At 35.6% G+C, this 18,412-nt stretch carries 18 protein-coding genes; 1 reads left to right on the top strand and 17 read right to left on the bottom strand.

Annotation, left to right across the window (positions count from 1 at the left end; genetic code table 11):
* Window positions 1-277 precede the first annotated feature (277 nt).
* Window positions 278-466 carry a 50S ribosomal protein L28 gene (rpmB, locus tag ACS127_RS11890; RefSeq protein WP_440895259.1) on the top strand — a complete coding sequence of 63 codons (189 nt, stop codon included), beginning with the start codon at window positions 278-280 and terminating at the stop codon, window positions 464-466.
* Between the two features lie 494 nt (window positions 467-960).
* On the opposite strand, the gene ACS127_RS11885 is transcribed toward rpmB, so the two are convergent.
* From ACS127_RS11885 to ACS127_RS11805, 17 genes are all read right to left on the bottom strand, one after another.
* The gene (locus tag ACS127_RS11885; protein ID WP_440895258.1) at window positions 961-1,341 is read right to left on the bottom strand and encodes a GFA family protein; all 381 of its coding nucleotides are present in this window, start codon (window positions 1,339-1,341) and stop codon (window positions 961-963) included.
* Window positions 1,342-1,884: 543 nt separating this feature from the next.
* Window positions 1,885-3,438, bottom strand: a complete 1,554-nt coding sequence (locus ACS127_RS11880) for a hypothetical protein (protein ID WP_440895257.1) — start codon at window positions 3,436-3,438, stop codon at window positions 1,885-1,887.
* A 459-nt stretch (window positions 3,439-3,897) separates the two neighbouring features.
* Window positions 3,898-5,262, bottom strand: coding sequence for a class-II fumarase/aspartase family protein (locus tag ACS127_RS11875; protein ID WP_440895256.1), 1,365 nt, complete (start codon window positions 5,260-5,262; stop codon window positions 3,898-3,900).
* Window positions 5,263-5,290: 28 nt separating this feature from the next.
* Window positions 5,291-6,847, bottom strand: a complete 1,557-nt coding sequence (locus tag ACS127_RS11870) for a PTS transporter subunit EIIC (RefSeq protein ID WP_440895255.1) — start codon at window positions 6,845-6,847, stop codon at window positions 5,291-5,293.
* Between the two features lie 354 nt (window positions 6,848-7,201).
* Window positions 7,202-8,404, bottom strand: coding sequence for an N-acetylglucosamine-6-phosphate deacetylase (locus ACS127_RS11865; RefSeq protein ID WP_440895254.1), 1,203 nt, complete (start codon window positions 8,402-8,404; stop codon window positions 7,202-7,204).
* 445 nt (window positions 8,405-8,849) lie between these two features.
* The gene (rhaD, locus tag ACS127_RS11860; RefSeq protein ID WP_440895253.1) at window positions 8,850-9,671 is read right to left on the bottom strand and encodes a rhamnulose-1-phosphate aldolase; all 822 of its coding nucleotides are present in this window, start codon (window positions 9,669-9,671) and stop codon (window positions 8,850-8,852) included.
* The gene (locus ACS127_RS11855) at window positions 9,668-9,889 is read right to left on the bottom strand and encodes a hypothetical protein (RefSeq protein WP_440895252.1); all 222 of its coding nucleotides are present in this window, start codon (window positions 9,887-9,889) and stop codon (window positions 9,668-9,670) included. Before ACS127_RS11855 ends, rhaD begins: the two co-directional genes overlap by 4 nt.
* A 1-nt stretch (window position 9,890) precedes the next feature.
* Window positions 9,891-11,237, bottom strand: a complete 1,347-nt coding sequence (locus ACS127_RS11850) for a PTS galactitol transporter subunit IIC (protein WP_440895251.1) — start codon at window positions 11,235-11,237, stop codon at window positions 9,891-9,893.
* Window positions 11,238-11,239: 2 nt separating this feature from the next.
* Window positions 11,240-11,521, bottom strand: a complete 282-nt coding sequence (locus ACS127_RS11845; RefSeq protein ID WP_440895250.1) for a PTS sugar transporter subunit IIB — start codon at window positions 11,519-11,521, stop codon at window positions 11,240-11,242.
* A gap of 17 nt (window positions 11,522-11,538) precedes the next feature.
* Window positions 11,539-12,000: a PTS sugar transporter subunit IIA gene (locus ACS127_RS11840; RefSeq protein WP_440895249.1), complete on the bottom strand. Its 462-nt coding sequence runs from the start codon at window positions 11,998-12,000 to the stop codon at window positions 11,539-11,541.
* Window positions 11,990-12,853 carry a CAT RNA binding domain-containing protein gene (locus ACS127_RS11835; protein WP_440895248.1) on the bottom strand — a complete coding sequence of 288 codons (864 nt, stop codon included), beginning with the start codon at window positions 12,851-12,853 and terminating at the stop codon, window positions 11,990-11,992. The genes ACS127_RS11840 and ACS127_RS11835 overlap by 11 nt, the downstream gene beginning before the upstream one ends.
* Window positions 12,854-13,242: 389 nt before the next feature.
* The gene (spoVM, locus tag ACS127_RS11830) at window positions 13,243-13,335 is read right to left on the bottom strand and encodes a stage V sporulation protein SpoVM (protein ID WP_440895247.1); all 93 of its coding nucleotides are present in this window, start codon (window positions 13,333-13,335) and stop codon (window positions 13,243-13,245) included.
* A gap of 53 nt (window positions 13,336-13,388) precedes the next feature.
* Complete coding sequence (locus ACS127_RS11825; RefSeq protein WP_440895246.1) at window positions 13,389-14,039, bottom strand: thiamine diphosphokinase; 651 nt, start codon at window positions 14,037-14,039, stop codon at window positions 13,389-13,391.
* Between the two features lie 8 nt (window positions 14,040-14,047).
* Window positions 14,048-14,704 (bottom strand): ribulose-phosphate 3-epimerase, encoded by a 657-nt coding sequence (rpe, locus tag ACS127_RS11820; protein WP_440895245.1) that lies wholly within the window; start codon window positions 14,702-14,704, stop codon window positions 14,048-14,050.
* A gap of 2 nt (window positions 14,705-14,706) precedes the next feature.
* Window positions 14,707-15,588, bottom strand: a complete 882-nt coding sequence (gene rsgA / locus ACS127_RS11815) for a ribosome small subunit-dependent GTPase A (protein WP_440895244.1) — start codon at window positions 15,586-15,588, stop codon at window positions 14,707-14,709.
* Window positions 15,589-15,591: 3 nt separating this feature from the next.
* Entirely contained in the window at window positions 15,592-17,634 is a 2,043-nt protein-coding gene (gene pknB / locus ACS127_RS11810; RefSeq protein WP_440895243.1) for a Stk1 family PASTA domain-containing Ser/Thr kinase, read from the bottom strand.
* Window positions 17,628-18,383 carry a Stp1/IreP family PP2C-type Ser/Thr phosphatase gene (locus ACS127_RS11805; RefSeq protein WP_440895242.1) on the bottom strand — a complete coding sequence of 252 codons (756 nt, stop codon included), beginning with the start codon at window positions 18,381-18,383 and terminating at the stop codon, window positions 17,628-17,630. Before ACS127_RS11805 ends, pknB begins: the two co-directional genes overlap by 7 nt.
* Window positions 18,384-18,412: the final 29 nt, after the last annotated feature.

Genomic DNA, 18,412 nt, shown 5'->3' with positions numbered 1-18,412 from the left:
TAAAATTGTTTACTATTAAAACATCTGCTAATGATATTCTCAAGCAAACATGTTCGGAAAAACCGCTATGCACTCATATCTATTGTCAAATACTTATTTAATCACTTTTATCATCAAACTGGTGGATGCTGTGAGGTAACTTAACATCATTAATCAAAGAATCAAAGTACGGCAACATAAGCTAAGTCAATTATCAAATTATCAATTGCAATTCATAATCAACTATGATAAATTATATAAGTATGAAATGAGATAGTCGTATTTGGGAGGGATTAATATGAGTCGTAAATGTGTTGTGACTGGACGTAAAACAAGTACTGGAAACAAGCGTTCACACGCCTTAAATGCAAATAAACGTAAATGGAAAGCTAACGTACAACGTGTACGTATCATGGTAGACGGTAAACCAAAACGTGTTTATGTTTCTGCGCGTGCTCTAAAATCAGGAAAAGTTGAACGTGTATAATTTTTAGAAAGGATAAACTTTGATATCACAATGTTTATCCTTTTTTCTTTCAAAAATAATTATATGCAATTTTTTACTCAACATGAAACTCCGCTTGAACTACTCCATCTTGGCTTCTATACCTGAAGCTGGAGATTCCTGCGAACACCCGTGCAGCCACCAGTTATTTTAGCAGGCTCTATCCGTAGTCCCTACGGTGAATGTTTACTGCTTGATACGATAGGGGCACCACCCTCCACTTTTACTTGGTTTTCGCAGCTTTGGTATGTGTGGATCGGGCAGTGCTTGGATATTTTACGTGACAAAGCATTTCTTGTCACAACCCTATATATCCAGTTTTCAAAGAACATTTCGTATAGGGATATTATACTATACGAACAAGAGTTTTTCCGCAAAGAAAGATGATTCATCTCCACCCTAGCTTACGCTTGTGGATGGAGTCTTCTCGTCCAAAATAATAAATCTGACAATACCTGTATCCATCCAAAACCCTATTATACCATTCTTGTTTTATTATCAAAGTCATAATAGGCTGCTTTATCTTTTGTGTGTATTTGTAGTTTGAAATCTAATGCCTCAATCCCATCAAATAACTCAATGTTAAAGTGTGTATTTCCATTTTTAAGATATCTTGTAAACAAGAATGTTCCACACTCTTGACAAAATGCTCTCTCAGCCCAATCAGATGAAGCAAATATTTTTACTGCTGAAGCTTCAGAAAAACTATAGTTATTCTTTTTAACAGCGTCGGAATAAAATATAGGCCCTGCTGCTTGTTTGCGACACATTCCACAATGACAAGCGATTACTGTGTTCTTCAATCCGCTAACATCTACTTCCGTCTTTCCACAAAGACATTTGCCTTGATACTCCATTTTAACAATTCTCCCTTTCTAAATTAAATGTCAACATATTTTACAAAGTGCATATAAACACTAATTACTTTGATCGCAGGGTAACTAGCTGATCGACAAAAACACCACATCCTGGGGCTCAGAATAAGAAACCACTTGTTCTGGCAATGTAAATACTAAAGTAGCCTTACTTGGTGCGGTTACTCGTCCCACCGAAGAGACTTGGGACTGCGGTTACTCGTCCCACCGAAAAGACTTGTGCGTCGAAGCCCCCCACTGAACGAAGTTTTATTTTATCTAAAACCCAATATATTCCAAAAATAAACCAAGCTATAACCAACAAATAATCCTGTTCCACCTTTTACAACAAATTGATCAGAATCTTTATTAAAATACTGGAGAAAATCATCTATAATCCCTAATGAGTTTCTTGATCATCATTGATATCTTACTCTTATTATTAAACAACTTTTTTCTTTATTGCGCCACACATCGGGGGAAAATGTTATACTTACGCCCAAAATTAAAAGAACCCAAAAAACTCTGTGTTCTGTCTACGAGTAGTTACAAAAAATAATCATCATAATCCTCTTTTAACAGTTGAACAATCTCTGCTGAAGTTTTCCCTGCTGCCTTTTCAGCTAATTCGCTAGCGATAAGCTTTCTGTTGTGATTACTAGTGAATCCTACGTCAATTAATCGCTTAACATCCTCTAACTCTAGATAGTAATTTAATCGAACACTTGAAAAACCATTTTGGAGTAACAATGCCTGAATTCGGCTGGAAAATACGATCACCTCATCATAATCAAATCGTTCCAATTTATGCAATTCATTAATGGTTGCGTAACCAACAATTTCAAACTCAACGTATCTTTTTAAACTCTCTTCAAAATAATGAACTTTCTCAGATGATGAGTTTGTAATCACAAATACTTTCTTAATATTTCTACCAGCCAGTCGATTTTTCATTAAGAAACGTCCGATAATCAAACAAATAACTGATAATTGATACCGAGAAAACCGAATATTAACAATGGTTTCGACTTCTTGGATTGTTTTTTTCACCATTTGGTAAATATGCTTTAATTCCGTATAAGTACGTTCCAATTTAGTATCATAAAAAGAATAACCAAGTAGATTTAATATTTTACATTTATAAATATAAGAGTATAGGGATTCAAATAATGCCTTTTCAGTATATAATTCTTGTTGTATCTCATTTTTCACTGTGAGAACTAGAGCCTCTACAACACTATTTACGGATTGATTAAAAGGAAATTGAACCAATCCCTTATAATTTAAAGAAGCCATTATATAGTCCATATGTTTACTCTCTAATGGATGATCAAATAAATGATAAGCAGGAACTTCCGGCATTCCTTTTGTTTCTTCTTGAATACAATGTCCTCGCTCAATTCTAAGCGTAGAAATAGCTAAATAAATATATAGAAACTTTTTTGAAGCATAATCCACTGATAAACTATTTTTATCTAATAATTCAAGTATTACTTTTTTTGTTTTTCTATGAATTGATAAGATGGTCTCGATATAGGTTATAAAAACTTTCTTCTGTATAGGAGTATTCGCTTTTCTAGCTGTTATGTGATCATCTTTATCCAACTCTACAATATTACTTAACTTTAATGCGATATATTTTCGATATTCAGCTTCTGAACCCTTAATTCGGATGCCTAAACGATACAAATTTTCTGCTTTTAAATTCATTTCAGCAAGTTTTTCCTTCAGTATCCTATTATCCTTTTTCTTTGTTGTTTGGCTTAAGTCAATTTCTTTATAGAGTTGTGTTTGATTGATTGTATCATCAAAAAAACCCTTGAACAAAATCGACATGATTCGCTCTCCAATATTTGTCGAATATTCTTCTAGTGATAATTTCTGACATAAAGATTCATACTTCTGTCGATCGATCTGACTGAATACTTGATTTTGCTTGATCAAAAAAGCTTGATGATTAGGTAAATATTTATTAATCCGGTACACACAACGTTTTAAGGTAGACTGGCTTTTATTGTAGCGTTCTTCACATTCCTTTAAACTGACAACTCCTTCATCTTGCAAGAAGCCAGCGAAACGCAAATCAAATTTATTAAGCACTTTCTTTACCCCCTTATCTAAAAATATCAAGCAAAAGATATAAGACCTTAACCGGACATATAAGTTAAAACCCCGTTCAGTGGAGGTTTTTCTCCGACGCACAAGTCTTTTCGGTGGGACGAGTAACCGCAAATGTCTTCGGTGGGGCGAGTCATCACACAAAGGAAAGCTACGAAGCATTTGCATCGCAAGAATAAGTGTCTTACTTATTCTGAGCCCCAGTCCCAAGTCTTTTCGGTGGGACGAGTAATCGTACCAAGTAGGGCTACTTTAGTATTTACATCACCAGAATAAGAGTTTTTCTTATTCTGAGTCCCAGGACGTGCTAGTGTTGACGAGGCTCGCATCTTAAGTAGACCAGCCGGTTACACTGTGATAATAAAATAACGCTGGTGAGGAATAATTCACCAACGTTATTATTTTACAATCAAAATACTCAGCACTCAAATCGTTTGTTTTTTACTCTTTTTCTAATTCTTTCGCTACTTCACATGCTTTTTTCGCCATTCGAGAAGCAATAAGCGGAGCCAATCCAATATAATTCTCTGGATCAATTAACGTTTTTATTTCTTCTTCATTGAAGAATTCTTTTATTCGCTCATCCTGCGTTAAATTCTCAAAAAAGTCTTCTCCATATGCGGCGGTTCGAATCGCAATATCATAGATCAAAGAGTGCGCTTCGTCTTTCCCAAGTTTCTTGGCAATTTCCATCATTAAATACTCACTATTGTCCAGACCTTCGTTAATCCATGCATTCTCTTTCATTTGTTCTCTATGAATCACGATCGTTCGTGTGAGCTCTTCCATTCGTAATAAAATCTCAGTCATTAACTGCAAAGCCTCTTCTATTATGCCATTGAAGACCATATCCCGGCTGCTATCTCCTTCATAAGGACGAACAGAAGAATACAAACCTACGCTGCCTAAAGAATAGAGTTTCTGAGCATTAGCGATAATCCCTTTTGCTAATTTTGGATTGACTTTGTGAGGCATCGTACTACTTCCCACAGTTCCTTCTTTGAACCCTTCGGATACTTCTGCAATTTCTTCAAGACTTGTTTGATAGACTTCCTCAGCCATCTTATGACAACTGCTTGCCAGTAATTGCAGGTTCATTATATATTCTAATTTCATGATCTGGTTATTTCTTGAAGGCACATCCATTGGATACATTCCAAGGAGCTCTGCTACACGTTTTTGTACCTCAGGACCAACCTCCGGCATGGAAGCGTACGTACCCACTGCCCCACCAGTCATGATTTGGAAAACTCTTTTTTCCGCTTCTTTCATTCGTTCCACGTGAGCAAGCATTTCACTTATCCACACAGAAGATTTATATCCATAAGTAATTGGGATCGCATGTCTTCCGTGTGTTCGACCTGGCATGACTGTATCTTTTTCTTTTTCAGTTAATTCACCAAGGTTTTGCAATATTTCTCCAAGCAGTTTCATGAACTTTTCATGTACTAATTTTACCACATATAACTGACCACTTTGTTGTACATTTTGAGTGGTAATACCATAGTGAACATATTTCCCTGCCTCTTGAGAACAAGCTTTCACCAGAACTTTTAAAAAGGGAACAAAACCATGACTTACTGTTTTAGAGATACGCTCCATCTCATCAAAATCAATGTTTTCTAATTTTGCCGCTTCCTCAATTTCCTCTGCTGCTGCCTCTGGAATAAGTTTCGCTTCCGCTTGTGCCTTGGCGAGTGCTGCTTCTACTTTTAACCACGATTCATATTTTGTTTGATCAGTTAGTAGATGATGAATACCGCGATCATTTATTGATTTACTTTTAGAATCGTAAAAAGCTCTCATTTAAAAATCCCCTCTCCGCTAACTCTCTCTATTTAGCTAAATAATCATCCAGTTCATTACGTACAAATTCTACATGCGGCCCAAAAACAATATGAATATGGTTCTTTTTAGGGAAGAACACGCCTGAAGCACCCGCATCTTTTAGTTTTTCTCCATCAATAATTTTCTGATCTTTCAAATCTATCCGTAAACGGGATACACAATTGTCTATTTCTACAATGTTTTCTTTTCCACCTAAGCCTTCTGCTACTAGCTGGGCAATTTCTCCATAACGTTTCTCATTTAATAGTGTAACATCACGGTTAACATCTTCTCTACCAGGTGTTTTCGCATCTAATTTTATAATTAAATAGCGGAAAACAAAATAGAATATAACAAAATTCACAATCCCTACTAGTACTAGATTAATCCAGTTGGTATTCTCATACAACAGACCGAAAATACCAAAGTCAAAAATAGTCCCTCTTATATACCCAATACTCACGTTCAATAATGATAACGGGATAACCGTTATACCCGCTAAAATAATATAAACAATATAGAGGATTGGTGAAATAAACATGAATGAGAATTCCATTGGCTCAGTAATATTTCCTAAGAAAGCAGTTAGAACAACTGTTAAGATAATTCCTTTTGCAATCTGTTTATTCTGTTTGTACGCTGTATGATACATAGCCAAACCAATAGCAGGTATTCGGAATAACGTTGTTAACATTTGTCCAGACGCCAGATATGGAGTGATTTGCGGCATAATTCTGCCCCAAGACTCATGGGATGGTCCAAGATCAAACAACACGTGATTCATTGCATTTAAAATTCCAACGTATGATTCGCCATCGATCATCCATACCCCACCTGCTTCGGTAAAACGAACCATGGCAGATAACACATGATGTAAACCTAAAGGAATCAATGCTCGATTTAACAGAGCATATAATCCGGCACCAAATGGTTGATTCATTAATAATGGTGACATAGCAATCAATATTCTAGTGAATATTCCCCAAATAAACGGGAGCAATAATCCAATCGGAATTGTAAATAAGAAGGAAAGGATCAAGACTGATTTTTTACCCGAAAAGAATGCAAAAGCCAATGGCAATTGTACTCTGTAAAATCGGTCTGTTAATTTGGCAGCAAGCAATCCGGATATAATACCTCCAGCCGCATCTACTCGAATCGTTTGGATACCTAAAACCACTCCTTGACCAACTTCACCCATTGCTTCTGGATCAGCCAAGTTTCCAGTAGCTGTTAAATAAACATGCATGGTCATCAGTAATACTAAATAACTAATGATAGATGAAAAGACAGCAATACCTTTTTCATGTTTAGCCATACCATAAGCTACACCCATTGCAAATAGAATGGGGATGTTGTCAAAAATAATACTAGATATTTGTTGAATACTGCTTAATATTAATTGCAGCGTTTCATTCCCTAAAAAAGGGAATTGTTCAATCATATACCCTTGAGTGAATGCTCCCATCAGCCCCATTAACATTCCAACAGGAGCCATTATACCAATTGGTAACAACAAAGAGCGTCCAAAAACTTGTATTTGATCTTTAAATCTTTCCCACATACTTTTCTCCTCCTCATTTATCCTGTATTGTAAAAAATTTAATAGATGAAATGAATTTCAATTTCTCAGGATTTCTTGATTGAGTAGCAATCAGCCATACATCTTGTTTAGCTGGGCCTGACAAATTAATCACTGACGCAGCGAGCTCTTGACAAATCGAACTTCAAAATAGTTTAAACGGGTAAAGTCAAGGGCTTGTATATGATGCTATTCCTATTTCCTTTACCCTTGACCCTTCCTGCAAAACCATTTTCATGTTTAGTAAGAGCAATAGCAACAATATTTCTTGCCATAATTTACTTCTTTATTTCTTTAAAAATATTTTCATAGCATTTCATTATCTACCGTATATTTTTAATTTTTGATCGTATGTTTAACGCCTTTCACATACGTTTCATATAAATTCCAATCACCATCTATCACGAGAAAATCAGCATCTTTATTAGGTTCAATTGATCCTTTCTGATCGTAAACACCAATATATTTAGCAGGATTTTCAGAAGCCATTTTTACAATGTCTCCAATAGATGCATCAATATTCCTCACAACATTTTTAACCGAGCCTAAAAATCCTAATTCAATATCTTTAACACTTTCATAATCATATTTATTAAATGTTTCGATTGTTCCATCATCATGAGTGACTTTGACTAAAGAATCTCCTTCTTGCTCAAAAGTAGCCTGACGAATATAATGGTATGTTTTTTCTTCGGCTTGAGCTAATCCAGTGCAGTCAGTTGTTAGATATACTTTATCTGGTCCTTTAATTTTATAAACAATGGCAAAGGCTTCAGGTTTAACCGTTAACCCTGTTTGTTTACCAAATTCTGCATACATATCATCAAAGTACATGGCTGCTCCTGCTACACCTAGCCGTCGATGATGCATCCCACGCATTCCACTGAACGTATGGGTAAAGCCTCCCAAGCCATAATCTTTTAATTGTTTGATCTCTTCAAACTCTGCAGCACTGTGACCTACTGAAATTTGAACACCTTTTTTATGAAGGTATTTAATAACTTCTTCAGCACCAGGTAATTCAGGAGCTAACGTAATTAGCTTAACCAGTCCTTCCTCTCCCTTAGCAAAAAATTCATCAATCTTTTCTACACTTGGTAACAAACAATACTCTGCTTTTTGCATTCCTTTATATTTTTCATTGATAAATGGACCTTCTAAATGAACACCAATTGCTTCTGCTCCTTTGTCCGGAGACCATTCTTGCCTAAATTCACTAGCTTCTGAAAGTTGTTTATTAATTTTATCAACTGAATCGGTTGAAGTCGTTGGTAAATAAGATGTTACCCCCATATGCACTAAATCTTTAGACATATTTTCAAGTGATACCTTGTCAGCTTGATGCATAAATGACCCCGTAGCCCAGCCATGAATGTGGATATCTAAGAAACCTGGAACGATGATTTTATCTTGATAATCTATCACGTCTTCATTCGATCCATTATTATCAAATATGCCTTTAATTTTCCCCTCCTCTACTGATAAATATCCTGTTTGAAATCCTGATGGTGTATAGATTTTTTCTGAATAAAATAACACCTTTTGACTCTCCTTCCTATTAATTTTTTAGAAACCCTGTTGTTTCGCCTTAGCAAACTCGGCTCAAAACATTATGGTTCAAAGCACTAATAAGAGATTGAAATCAATCATTCTTCCCTAGAGAAAGCGCTTCATAATTCTATTATACAAAGAGTTTTTAGGTTCTAAAGGGATAATTTGTAACGTAATTTCAGTTCAAAAAAGACCCATAAAACAAAGGATTAATTCAATTAATGTATTTGCACAACTAGGTCATGAGTATTCTCGGGTTAATGATTAATTTTCTTTTCATCTCCTATCATAATTCGATGATAAATCACATCATCAATCTCAGTCATAATGGCAGAACTTTTCATTAGCTGGTGATATGAAAAGGCACCTTCTATATATAGTAGAAAGTGCCTTTTGAAAAAATTGATCCGTTATACTTTATTTATGACCATCTCTATCTTTCCATTGTACTTGTTTCAATAATCCCTTCTCTAGGAGTGACTTCGAAAAATTCACATAACTCAACTAATTCCTCATCAGTTATGCCACTGGTCATTCGTTTATCAAACGTCTGCATATAAATTTTAGCAGCTTTATTGACTGTCTCAATCAAACCAAAGGCATCATTTAAACTGCTTCCTGATGTCAAAATACCATGATGTGACCAAATAACAATTCGGCAATATGTCAGTTTTTCTGCTGTACATTTCCCAATTTCCTCATTACCGCAAACCATCCAGGGCAATACACCAACACCATCCGGAAAAACAACGATACATTCGGTAATGATTCCCCAAAGTGTTCGAGAAAATGCTTTTTCCTCCAATTCATGAACAAAAGTCATCGCTGATATTTCAGTAGCATGATTATGCACAATTACACGATGATTAGCATCAACATCTAACCGAGCGCTATGGGACAATAAATGCATATAGATCTCGCTAGTTGGCTTGTTATCTTGTTGAAAACCAGCAATAATTTCATATCCTTTTTCTGTAACTTTAATGATACCCACTGTTTCTTCAAGAAAATCTTTAATCAATCGAAAATTACTGCCAGATGCTGTAATAACAATATACTTACCAATCATATTTTCAGGAATACCATTTAAAACGAATGTTCTAGGATTTTCGTCTAATATAAATTCTGACAGCTCATCTGCCGATAAGAGATAACTAATGTTACCTCCGTTTTTTTCATCCCAACCCATTTTCCACATCGTATAGGCTAGATCACCTAACTCTTTTATTACTTTATGTTCTACAAATGCAGTCATTTTGAGAATTGCTCCCTTCTGCTTTTTAATTCTTCATGTCGTTTATCCCAAGCTTCGTCAAACTTTTTAAATAATAAATCATACGAAAAATGTTTAATAACTAATACGATAACCAATGACAGAACACTTAGCCACCAACTCTTACTGATAAAAGAGTAGATCAATAAAGCACTATCAATTAAAAGAAGAATGATCCACAGAGTTTTTCTATCTCTCATACTATTCACTCTCAATTTGCGCATTGTATTTCTTCTTGCTTTGATACAGCCAATAGAATAGCCCGATCCACACGATCAATAAAATAATACCTGTAATATTTCCTGAAAAGGCAGTTGAAAATAAATAGCGGATATCTGGACCTTCAAACGTACTCCATGATAGTAAACTACCCTCCGCAACTGTTGCCGCTCCGGTTTCATTTGCTAAACGAGTAATATATGGTGCAAAATAGGTAGCACCATACAAGAATAATGGCGCAGAAACTATCCCGTGGAAAATCATTCTTCCAAGGTTAGCATTAGTTAATAATAAAGCTCCCACTACAAAAGAAAGGTTGATAATTCCCGCAAAAGGAAGAACTTTGTTGCCGGGTAAAATAATCGCCATAACCAATAGAACTGGAATCGTGATAATTACTGCTACCCATAATTCATTTCGCCCTGCCAGAATTGGCCAGTCTAACCCAATAAAAACTTTTTTACCTGAAAATTTCTTACGCATAAATTCAGAAATTGCTTCAGAAATTGGTGATAATGCCTGGGAAAATAATTTGGAAACCATGGGAAACAGCGTTAATGCAGTAGCCGCTTGAACAGCTAACTGCAAGGACCCTGCAATACCGTAACCGGATGCTAAACCTAGTAAAAAACCAATAATTGCACCCATAACAGAGTTTTCTCCGAAAATCCCAATTTTCTCTTTTAGAGCATCTGCATCCATTGGTTTATTAAAGAATGGGATTTTCTTTAATAATTCATCAATTGGGAATAATAGTGTGTTAATTAATGTAACAAAATGAGGAACGGTCACTCCCGGAATACTAGTTAATCTTTCCACTTCTAGCCCCCACACATCACCTGCTTTTAACTCCAGAATGATTTGAATTGAAGCTGCGGCAAAACCCCAAATTACACTACCTGAAATATAAGAAACCATAACTGCAGTAAAAATTTTGTTCCAGACATTCCACATATCTACATTTAATGTTTTCGTTAAATTGAAAACCAACATAACAATATTAATACCTATAGTTAACGGAAATAACAAGAAGGCGTAGGGCCATGCCCACGAAATTGACGCCATACCAGGCCAACCGCCATCAACTGCTGGTAGAGAGATACCTGTATTTTCCGTTAAAGCTCTAGCGGCAGCGCCCATTGAATCCATCATATAATCAATTAAAAGCGACATCCCACTAAATGCAATTCCTAATGTTAAAGCAGAAATAAATGCTTCTCGAAACTTCATGCGCATCGCTAACCCAATAATCAACATCAAGGCAGGAACAAATACTGCTGCTCCTAAATCATTTAAAATAAAGTCAACAATGGTTTGTAAGGCTCCCACTTCTACCCCTCCTTAATTAGCGAAATTATTTTTTCTAACTCTTGCTCTTGCCCCATTCCTGTTAAAAATGCAACTCCATTAAACACCGGAATATCATATTCTTCCTTAGTTTTCACAATTGACACATAGCCATCTGCATCTTTGATATAGTGTTTTAATGACTTAATATCCACAGCTTCCACATTTGCTTGGACATTTTTTTCCTTAAGTAATTTACTAAGTTTTGAAGCTACTGTTTGTGAAGTCGCAACACCAGAACCACAAGCTACAATAATTTTTTTCATGATAATTTTCCTCCATTTTATAAATTTGATTTGATAAGAGTAATTAAATCTTGCTTTGAGGTAGTGCTTTTATACTTCTGAATAAATTCTTGATCTGAGAAACATTTCATTAAATCTTGTAACAGACCCACTTGATTCTCCGGGTCTTTTATTCCTAGTACCAAAATATCCCGCACAGGAACTTTTACATCATCCGTCCCCATTTGAAAAAAGACAACAGGATCAACCAATCTATTAACTGCAACAAAAGGCTTCTTAATGTGAATGGCATCCGTATGAGGAATTGCCACAGCAAAATTCTCAAGTTGCAGCCCCGTCGGATACTCATTTTCTCTTTTTTGAATTGCTGAAATAAATGTTTCTTTTACATAATCTTTATCTTGTAAATAGTTTCCAATCATTTTTAAAAATTCTTTTGAATTTTCTACTTCAAGATCCATTTGAACTAGGACTTCAAGAAAAGGTTCTTTAAAACTCACTTTTTTCTCTCCTTTCATCTTTTAAAATTCTTACTAAATGCAAAAGTAAATAAAAATCTTCTGCTTTGCCAAATTGAAGTCCGTGTTCTTCAAAGAGCATCTGTTTTAGTTTCTCAATAATCTTTTTCTCCTTAAGAAATGTTTCAAAAGAAAGATTAAATACTTTGTCCATATCGTTATCACCTTGCCTAGAAGCATCTTTCAATGATATATTTCGAATCACAAAGTAACGAAGATGGACAACAAATCTAGAAAACTCAATTGTTTCGCGATTTAATTTACTTTCCGATTCAGCTTCAATTAATTCGATCATTTCATTTAAGATATTACTGAGTTCCACGACATCTTTCACACTTTCACTTTCTGCCAATCCGTTCACAAAGTGTAAAGTAAAAAAAGATAACTCAGCTGCTGGCAATATTAATTGATGTTTTTTTCGTAAATAAGCTAGTGCTTCAATTGCTGCCGTGTGTTCTGTTGGATATAAGTATTTCAATTCATAATTGAATGGTTCAGGGATTTCTATTGCATCTTGATATTTGATTTCACAAAACTGAAGATGACTGGCTAACGATAAAATGAAATTTCCCGATAATTTTTTACCAATAATAGGCTCAGATAAGTCAGCGACCTCTTCTGCCATTTGTAAACTAGCTTCATTGATATCTGTGTAGTAGTCTTCATCCCTTGAAAATTGCTGAGCATTCATTCGATAAGTCTTATCAATTAAGTTCTTATTTACAACATCTCCTTTCTTTTTACCAAAACCAATTCCTTTGCCAATAACAATCTCCTCAACCCCTTCGTTAGCCACTAATAACGCATTTTGGTTAAGTGATTGAATAATTCTCATTCTTGACCACTCCTTTGCAACAAAAAAAGGCATAATTAAACAAAATATCTTCTAAAAAGATACATGTTTAATTATGCCTGATTTAACAGTTACACTTGATTATTTAGTTTTGGTATCGCTTACACAAATATATTACCATTTAGGCTTTTCTCTGTCAACATAAGTTAGAAAAAGATAATTCAAATAAGTCAATTTTCTAAGTCAATATTTAAAAACTGCTGGTATCCTTTTCATTCAATCAATAAAATATTATAAGCGACCAAAAGGATTTCCTTTTGGTTTATGCTATACATATTTTAGTTCAACATTGTTAACATCATCAACAGTCATCTTCATTTTAGCACAGAACAAAAAGCACCTTATTCAAATTAAGATGCTTTTTGTTTGTCCTATTTTTTCTGCTCTTTTCCTTGCCGTGAACCCATGAAAAATCGTACAATTCCTCCAAGAAACTTTGGGAGTTTTATCGTATAAAAACGCATGTGAACCCCTCCTTACCATATCTAACAGCACAGTGAACACACTAGCTGAATCTTTACAAATGTTCACTACTCTTTATCACTATTAATATGCCAGAATCAAATGAAAAATAACCAGATTGTTCATTCAAATAATTAGATATGGTTAGAGAGTCTCCTCTTTTTATCGTTACTTTGGTTAAAGGATAATAAAAATGCGCTAAACTCAAGCTTCTCACTTGCTCACTCAACGCTAAAAAAGAAACCTTAGGATATAATTTATTATGTTTGATTGAGTATTTACCTGGATGATAAATAGTCATCCTATTCTGACGATCAATAATTGTCGCCTGGATGTGTTTATTAGCTAATTGCTCAAGCAGAAAGATGGAAGATAACTCGTGATCTTTTCTTCCTCCTGTCACCCCAAAAATAAATATTTTTTCTACATCCATTTTTAATGCCTCATCAAGCGCTAATTCTAAATCAGTATAATCTTTTTCTATAGGATGAAGGGCAAATTGAACAGCTTGGGCTTTGATTTGATTTAATTCTTCTCCATTAACCGAATCAAAATCGCCAATGGCTAAATGAATCGGTAACTTATTTTCTAATAAGTACAACGAGCCGCGATCACAGCCAATCCAATAATCAATCTGATCATAATAGTCAGAAAGGTCGACTAATAGAGTTTGAGGACCGCCTGCTACAATTCCTACTCGTTTCATTCAATCACCTACTCAGTGATTGCCTGTTTAATTTCTTGAATTGCACGGGCTCGATCTGCTTGACTAAAGATGGCACTTCCAGCAACAAATACATCAACACCTGCCTTAGCGCAAAGCTTAGCAGTATCCGGGTTAATGCCGCCATCAACTTCAAATTCAATCTCTAAGCCCATTTCTTCTCGCCATTTTACAGCTTGCTTGACCTTGTCTAATACACTTGGAATAAAAGCTTGACCGCCAAATCCTGGATTAACTGTCATAAATAAAAGCAGATCAATTTCCGGGAAAATGGGTTTAATCATTTCGATTGGCGTTGCTGGATTAATCACTAATCCTGCTTTTTTTCCATGCTCTTTAATAGCCATAATGGTTCGATGCAAATGTTTGCATGTCTCAACATGGACTGAGATAATATCAGCCCCTGCATCGGCAAAAGCTGAAATGTACTGATCAGGATTTTCGATCATTAAATGAACATCAAGCGGCAGACTTGTTGTGGGACGAATGGCGCTAACAACTAATGGACCAATCGTAATATTAGGAACAAAATGACCATCCATCACATCAACATGGATATAATCTGCTCCGGCTTCTTCTACCTGTTTAATTTCAGCACCTAATTTGGAAAAATCGGCTGATAAAATAGATGGGGCAATTTTTTTCATCATTAATACCTCGGCTTTCTTGATTTAATTTCTTGGTAAAATTCTACATAGTGCGAGTATCGATCTTCCATTATCTCACCATTTGCTAGGGCTTCCTTTACCGCACATTTGGGTTCATTGACGTGCATACACCCTCTAAACTTACAAAGACTGCGATATTGCTTTATTTCTCGAAAACAAAAGGGTAGCTGTTCCAATTCAATTTGGTTAAAATCAAGTGAACTAAATCCTGGCGTATCAGCAACCATTCCACCTAAAATTTCAATTAATTCAACATGCCTTGTCGTATGCTTACCCCTGCCAAGACTACTAGATATTTCAGCTGTTTCCAAAGTTAATTCAGGATTTAAACTGTTCAAAAAGGAAGACTTCCCCACACCAGATTGACCAGCAATCACCGATATTTTATCCTTTAACAGCTCTGTAAATAAATGCGAATTTGCTGTCCCTTTGTTCGTTAATAATTCAACACGATAACCCAATTTACGATAGTTTTCCACATAATTATCTATCGTCTCTTGTTCTTCCTTATTGACTAAATCCATTTTGGTGATTAAAATAATCGGTTCAATCTTGTGGAATTCGACTAAAACTAAAAATCGATCAAGCAATTTAGCATTAAATGGTGGTTTCTTAGCTGAGACTGTAATTAATGCTTGATCGACATTAGCGATTGGCGGTCGAACCAATTCATTCTTTCGTGGCATTAGTTCTGTCACGTAACCATCAGTCAAGTTCGCTGCTTCAAATATAACATAGTCTCCTACGAGTGGTGTTTGTTTCTTTTTACGAAAAAGACCTCTACCTTTACATTGATAAATAATCTCATCACTTAAAACATAGTAAAAACCACTCAGCGCCTTAATAATAAGACCTTCTGGCATCAATCAACCTCCTTCCACTTCTTCATAAGCAATTGTTTTTTGAAGAATCACTTGATCATCACGTTCAACTTTGTAAGTGGCGGTCGATCCAGGTGCAATGATTAAACGAATCGTAAATTCTGTATCACTATCAATCGAATCCGTTTCATAAAGATCAGCTAAATCATGATTCATATCATCAATATAGATTCGAACTTCTTGGCTAGCAGGGGCCGATTCTTCTTCATCCGACATATCCTGGTCTCCTGTATAGGGAACTGTTACCGTAAGATTATGTGTAATTGGAGACTGCTCCTCCTCACCTAATGAAACAACTAAGTTAACAATAGAACCTGTTTCTAATTCCTCTCCCGCTTGAGGTGAATGGCGAATAACATCACCCTCATCTGCTGTTGACGAATGTTCTTCTGTCACATTTGCGATTAGACCTCTATCTTCTAAATATGTTCTAGCTGCTTCTACATCCATACCTTCTAAATTCTCTAACTCAATCTGTTGTCTTCCAATACTCACTTCAAAAACAATCTCTGTATCTCCAGGGATAACATCACTACCTGGTTCAGGTTGTTGACTGATAATTTGCCCTTCAGGCTGATCAGAATTTGAGTCCTCACGTATAATGTTTTCGAAACCCTGTTGATTTAACATTCGTTCGACTTGATTAAAAGACTGTCCAACATAATCAGAAAACTCTACTGGTTCAGGACCTTGACTGACATATAGTGTGACTGTGCTCCCTACCTTGACCATTGTATTAGGTTCCGGGTCTGTTCTCTCTACATGATCTAGCTCGATATCCTCTGAATAAACCTCTTCTAGCTCATGCTCAAGTTCAAGCTCTTCTAATATCTCAATCGCATCTTCAACAGGTTCGCCTGTTAAATCTTCTAGTTCAATATCATCTGGTTGCAAGAAATTAGGCAAAACAAACAATGCCACTAAACTTGCGCTTAAAAATACAAACAAAATAATCGATAACCAGATAAGTATTTTTTTCTTTTTAGATTTCTTTTTAGTTTTCTTTTGCTTTTTTTTCTTTGGTTTCTCTTGATCATCTGCATTTAAATCCATTGGACGTGTCGATTCATTATCTGTTTTACTATGAACAATCGTTTCGTCATCGGTTGAATTCTGATCCAGTTGTTCATCAGATAAAATCGGTATTGCTTTAGTCGTCGAATCCCCTGGATCATTTGGCTGTATATAAGCAGGTTCATTTATACGTTCAGGATCTAGAGCTGTAACAAGATCCTTTTCAAAATCAGCAACTGTCTGATAACGCTCAAAGGGATCTTTTGTTGTTGCTTTTAAAACGATATTCTCTAAACTCTGTGGAATCGCCGGATCCGATTCGCGCATGGATGGTGTTCGAGCTTGCAAATGCTTTAACGCTATGGAAACAGCGGATTGTCCATTAAATGGAATTCGACCTGTTAACATCTCAAATAAGACAATCCCTAAAGAATAAATATCAGATTTTAAGTCAGCTATTCCACCTCTAGCTTGCTCAGGTGATAAATAATGAACAGAACCCAAAACTGAATTTGTTTGTGTTAGAGAAGTGGCCGTTAAGGCAAGAGCAATACCAAAATCCGTTACTTTTGCCACTCGATCGGCATCAATCAAGATATTTTGTGGTTTAATATCTCGATGGACAATGTGATTGGCATGCGCATGTTCGATTGCAGAAGTAATTTGCAACATAATTTCAACCGCATCTTCGACCGAAATTGGTCCATTACGCTGAATGTACTCCTTTAAGGTTAAACCTTCAATATATTCCATCACCATATAATATATATCATTTTCTTCACCGACATCGTATATATTCACAATGTTTGGGTGAGATAGACTTGTAGCAGAGTGAGCTTCTCGATGAAAACGAGTAATGAATTCTTCGTCATTAGAATATTCAAGACGTAAAACCTTGATCGCGACGTCACGTTCTAGAATGTGGTCAAAGCCTAGATAAACATTAGCCATCCCACCTCCGCCAATCAGCTTCTTCACTTTATAGCGTTCATTTAATAGACGTCCTTCTAACAAGAGAAATCACCTTCCTCTCCAGCTGGATACTCTAATAAGGCTAATGTTATATTATCTTCACCACCAAGTTCATTCGCTCTATTGACGAGTTGCTCGGCAATTTCTTGTAGTGATTTCTCCTCAGTCATAAAACTTTCAAGTTCTGAATCTGATACTTTATCTGTTAAGCCATCAGTACAAATTAAAAACCGATCACCTGGCTGCCATTGAATCGTAAAAACATCTGGAGTTATTGATTCAGCTGTTCCTAATGCTTTCATCAAAACATTTTTCTGGGGATGAATATCTGCTTGTTTTTTTGAAATCTCTCCCGTACGGACTAACTCATTAACCAGTGAATGATCTTCTGTTATTTGCTCTAAGTGTTGATTAAATAAATAACAACGACTATCCCCAATATGTGCAACGACAATCTGATCATCTAGAAAAATGGTCGCAATAACAGTTGTTCCCATCCCTTTACATTCCGGGTTTGCTTCAGCATGTTGATAGACTTTCTGATTCGCTAAATGAATGTTCGCATCAAGCCATTCCTCTGCTTGCTCAATTGACGTTATTTTTTCATTTTCCTGCCATTGGGCTAAGAAAAATGATTGGACAATCTCACTTGCAACATCACCAGCTTTATGACCACCCATACCATCAGCAATAACACTTAATGTTTGATTAGCTTGATTTTTAAATAAACCGCCGGCATCTTCATTTTGTTCACGAACTTTTCCTTGATCTGTTAAAAAAAATTGTTTCATTTTGTTACTCACCTCTTATTATCAAGTAC

The organism is Amphibacillus sp. Q70 (assembly GCF_052055485.1).
In the GTDB taxonomy this organism is placed as follows: Bacteria; Bacillota; Bacilli; order Bacillales; family Amphibacillaceae; genus Amphibacillus.
This window is presented reverse-complemented; position numbering and strand designations above follow the sequence as displayed.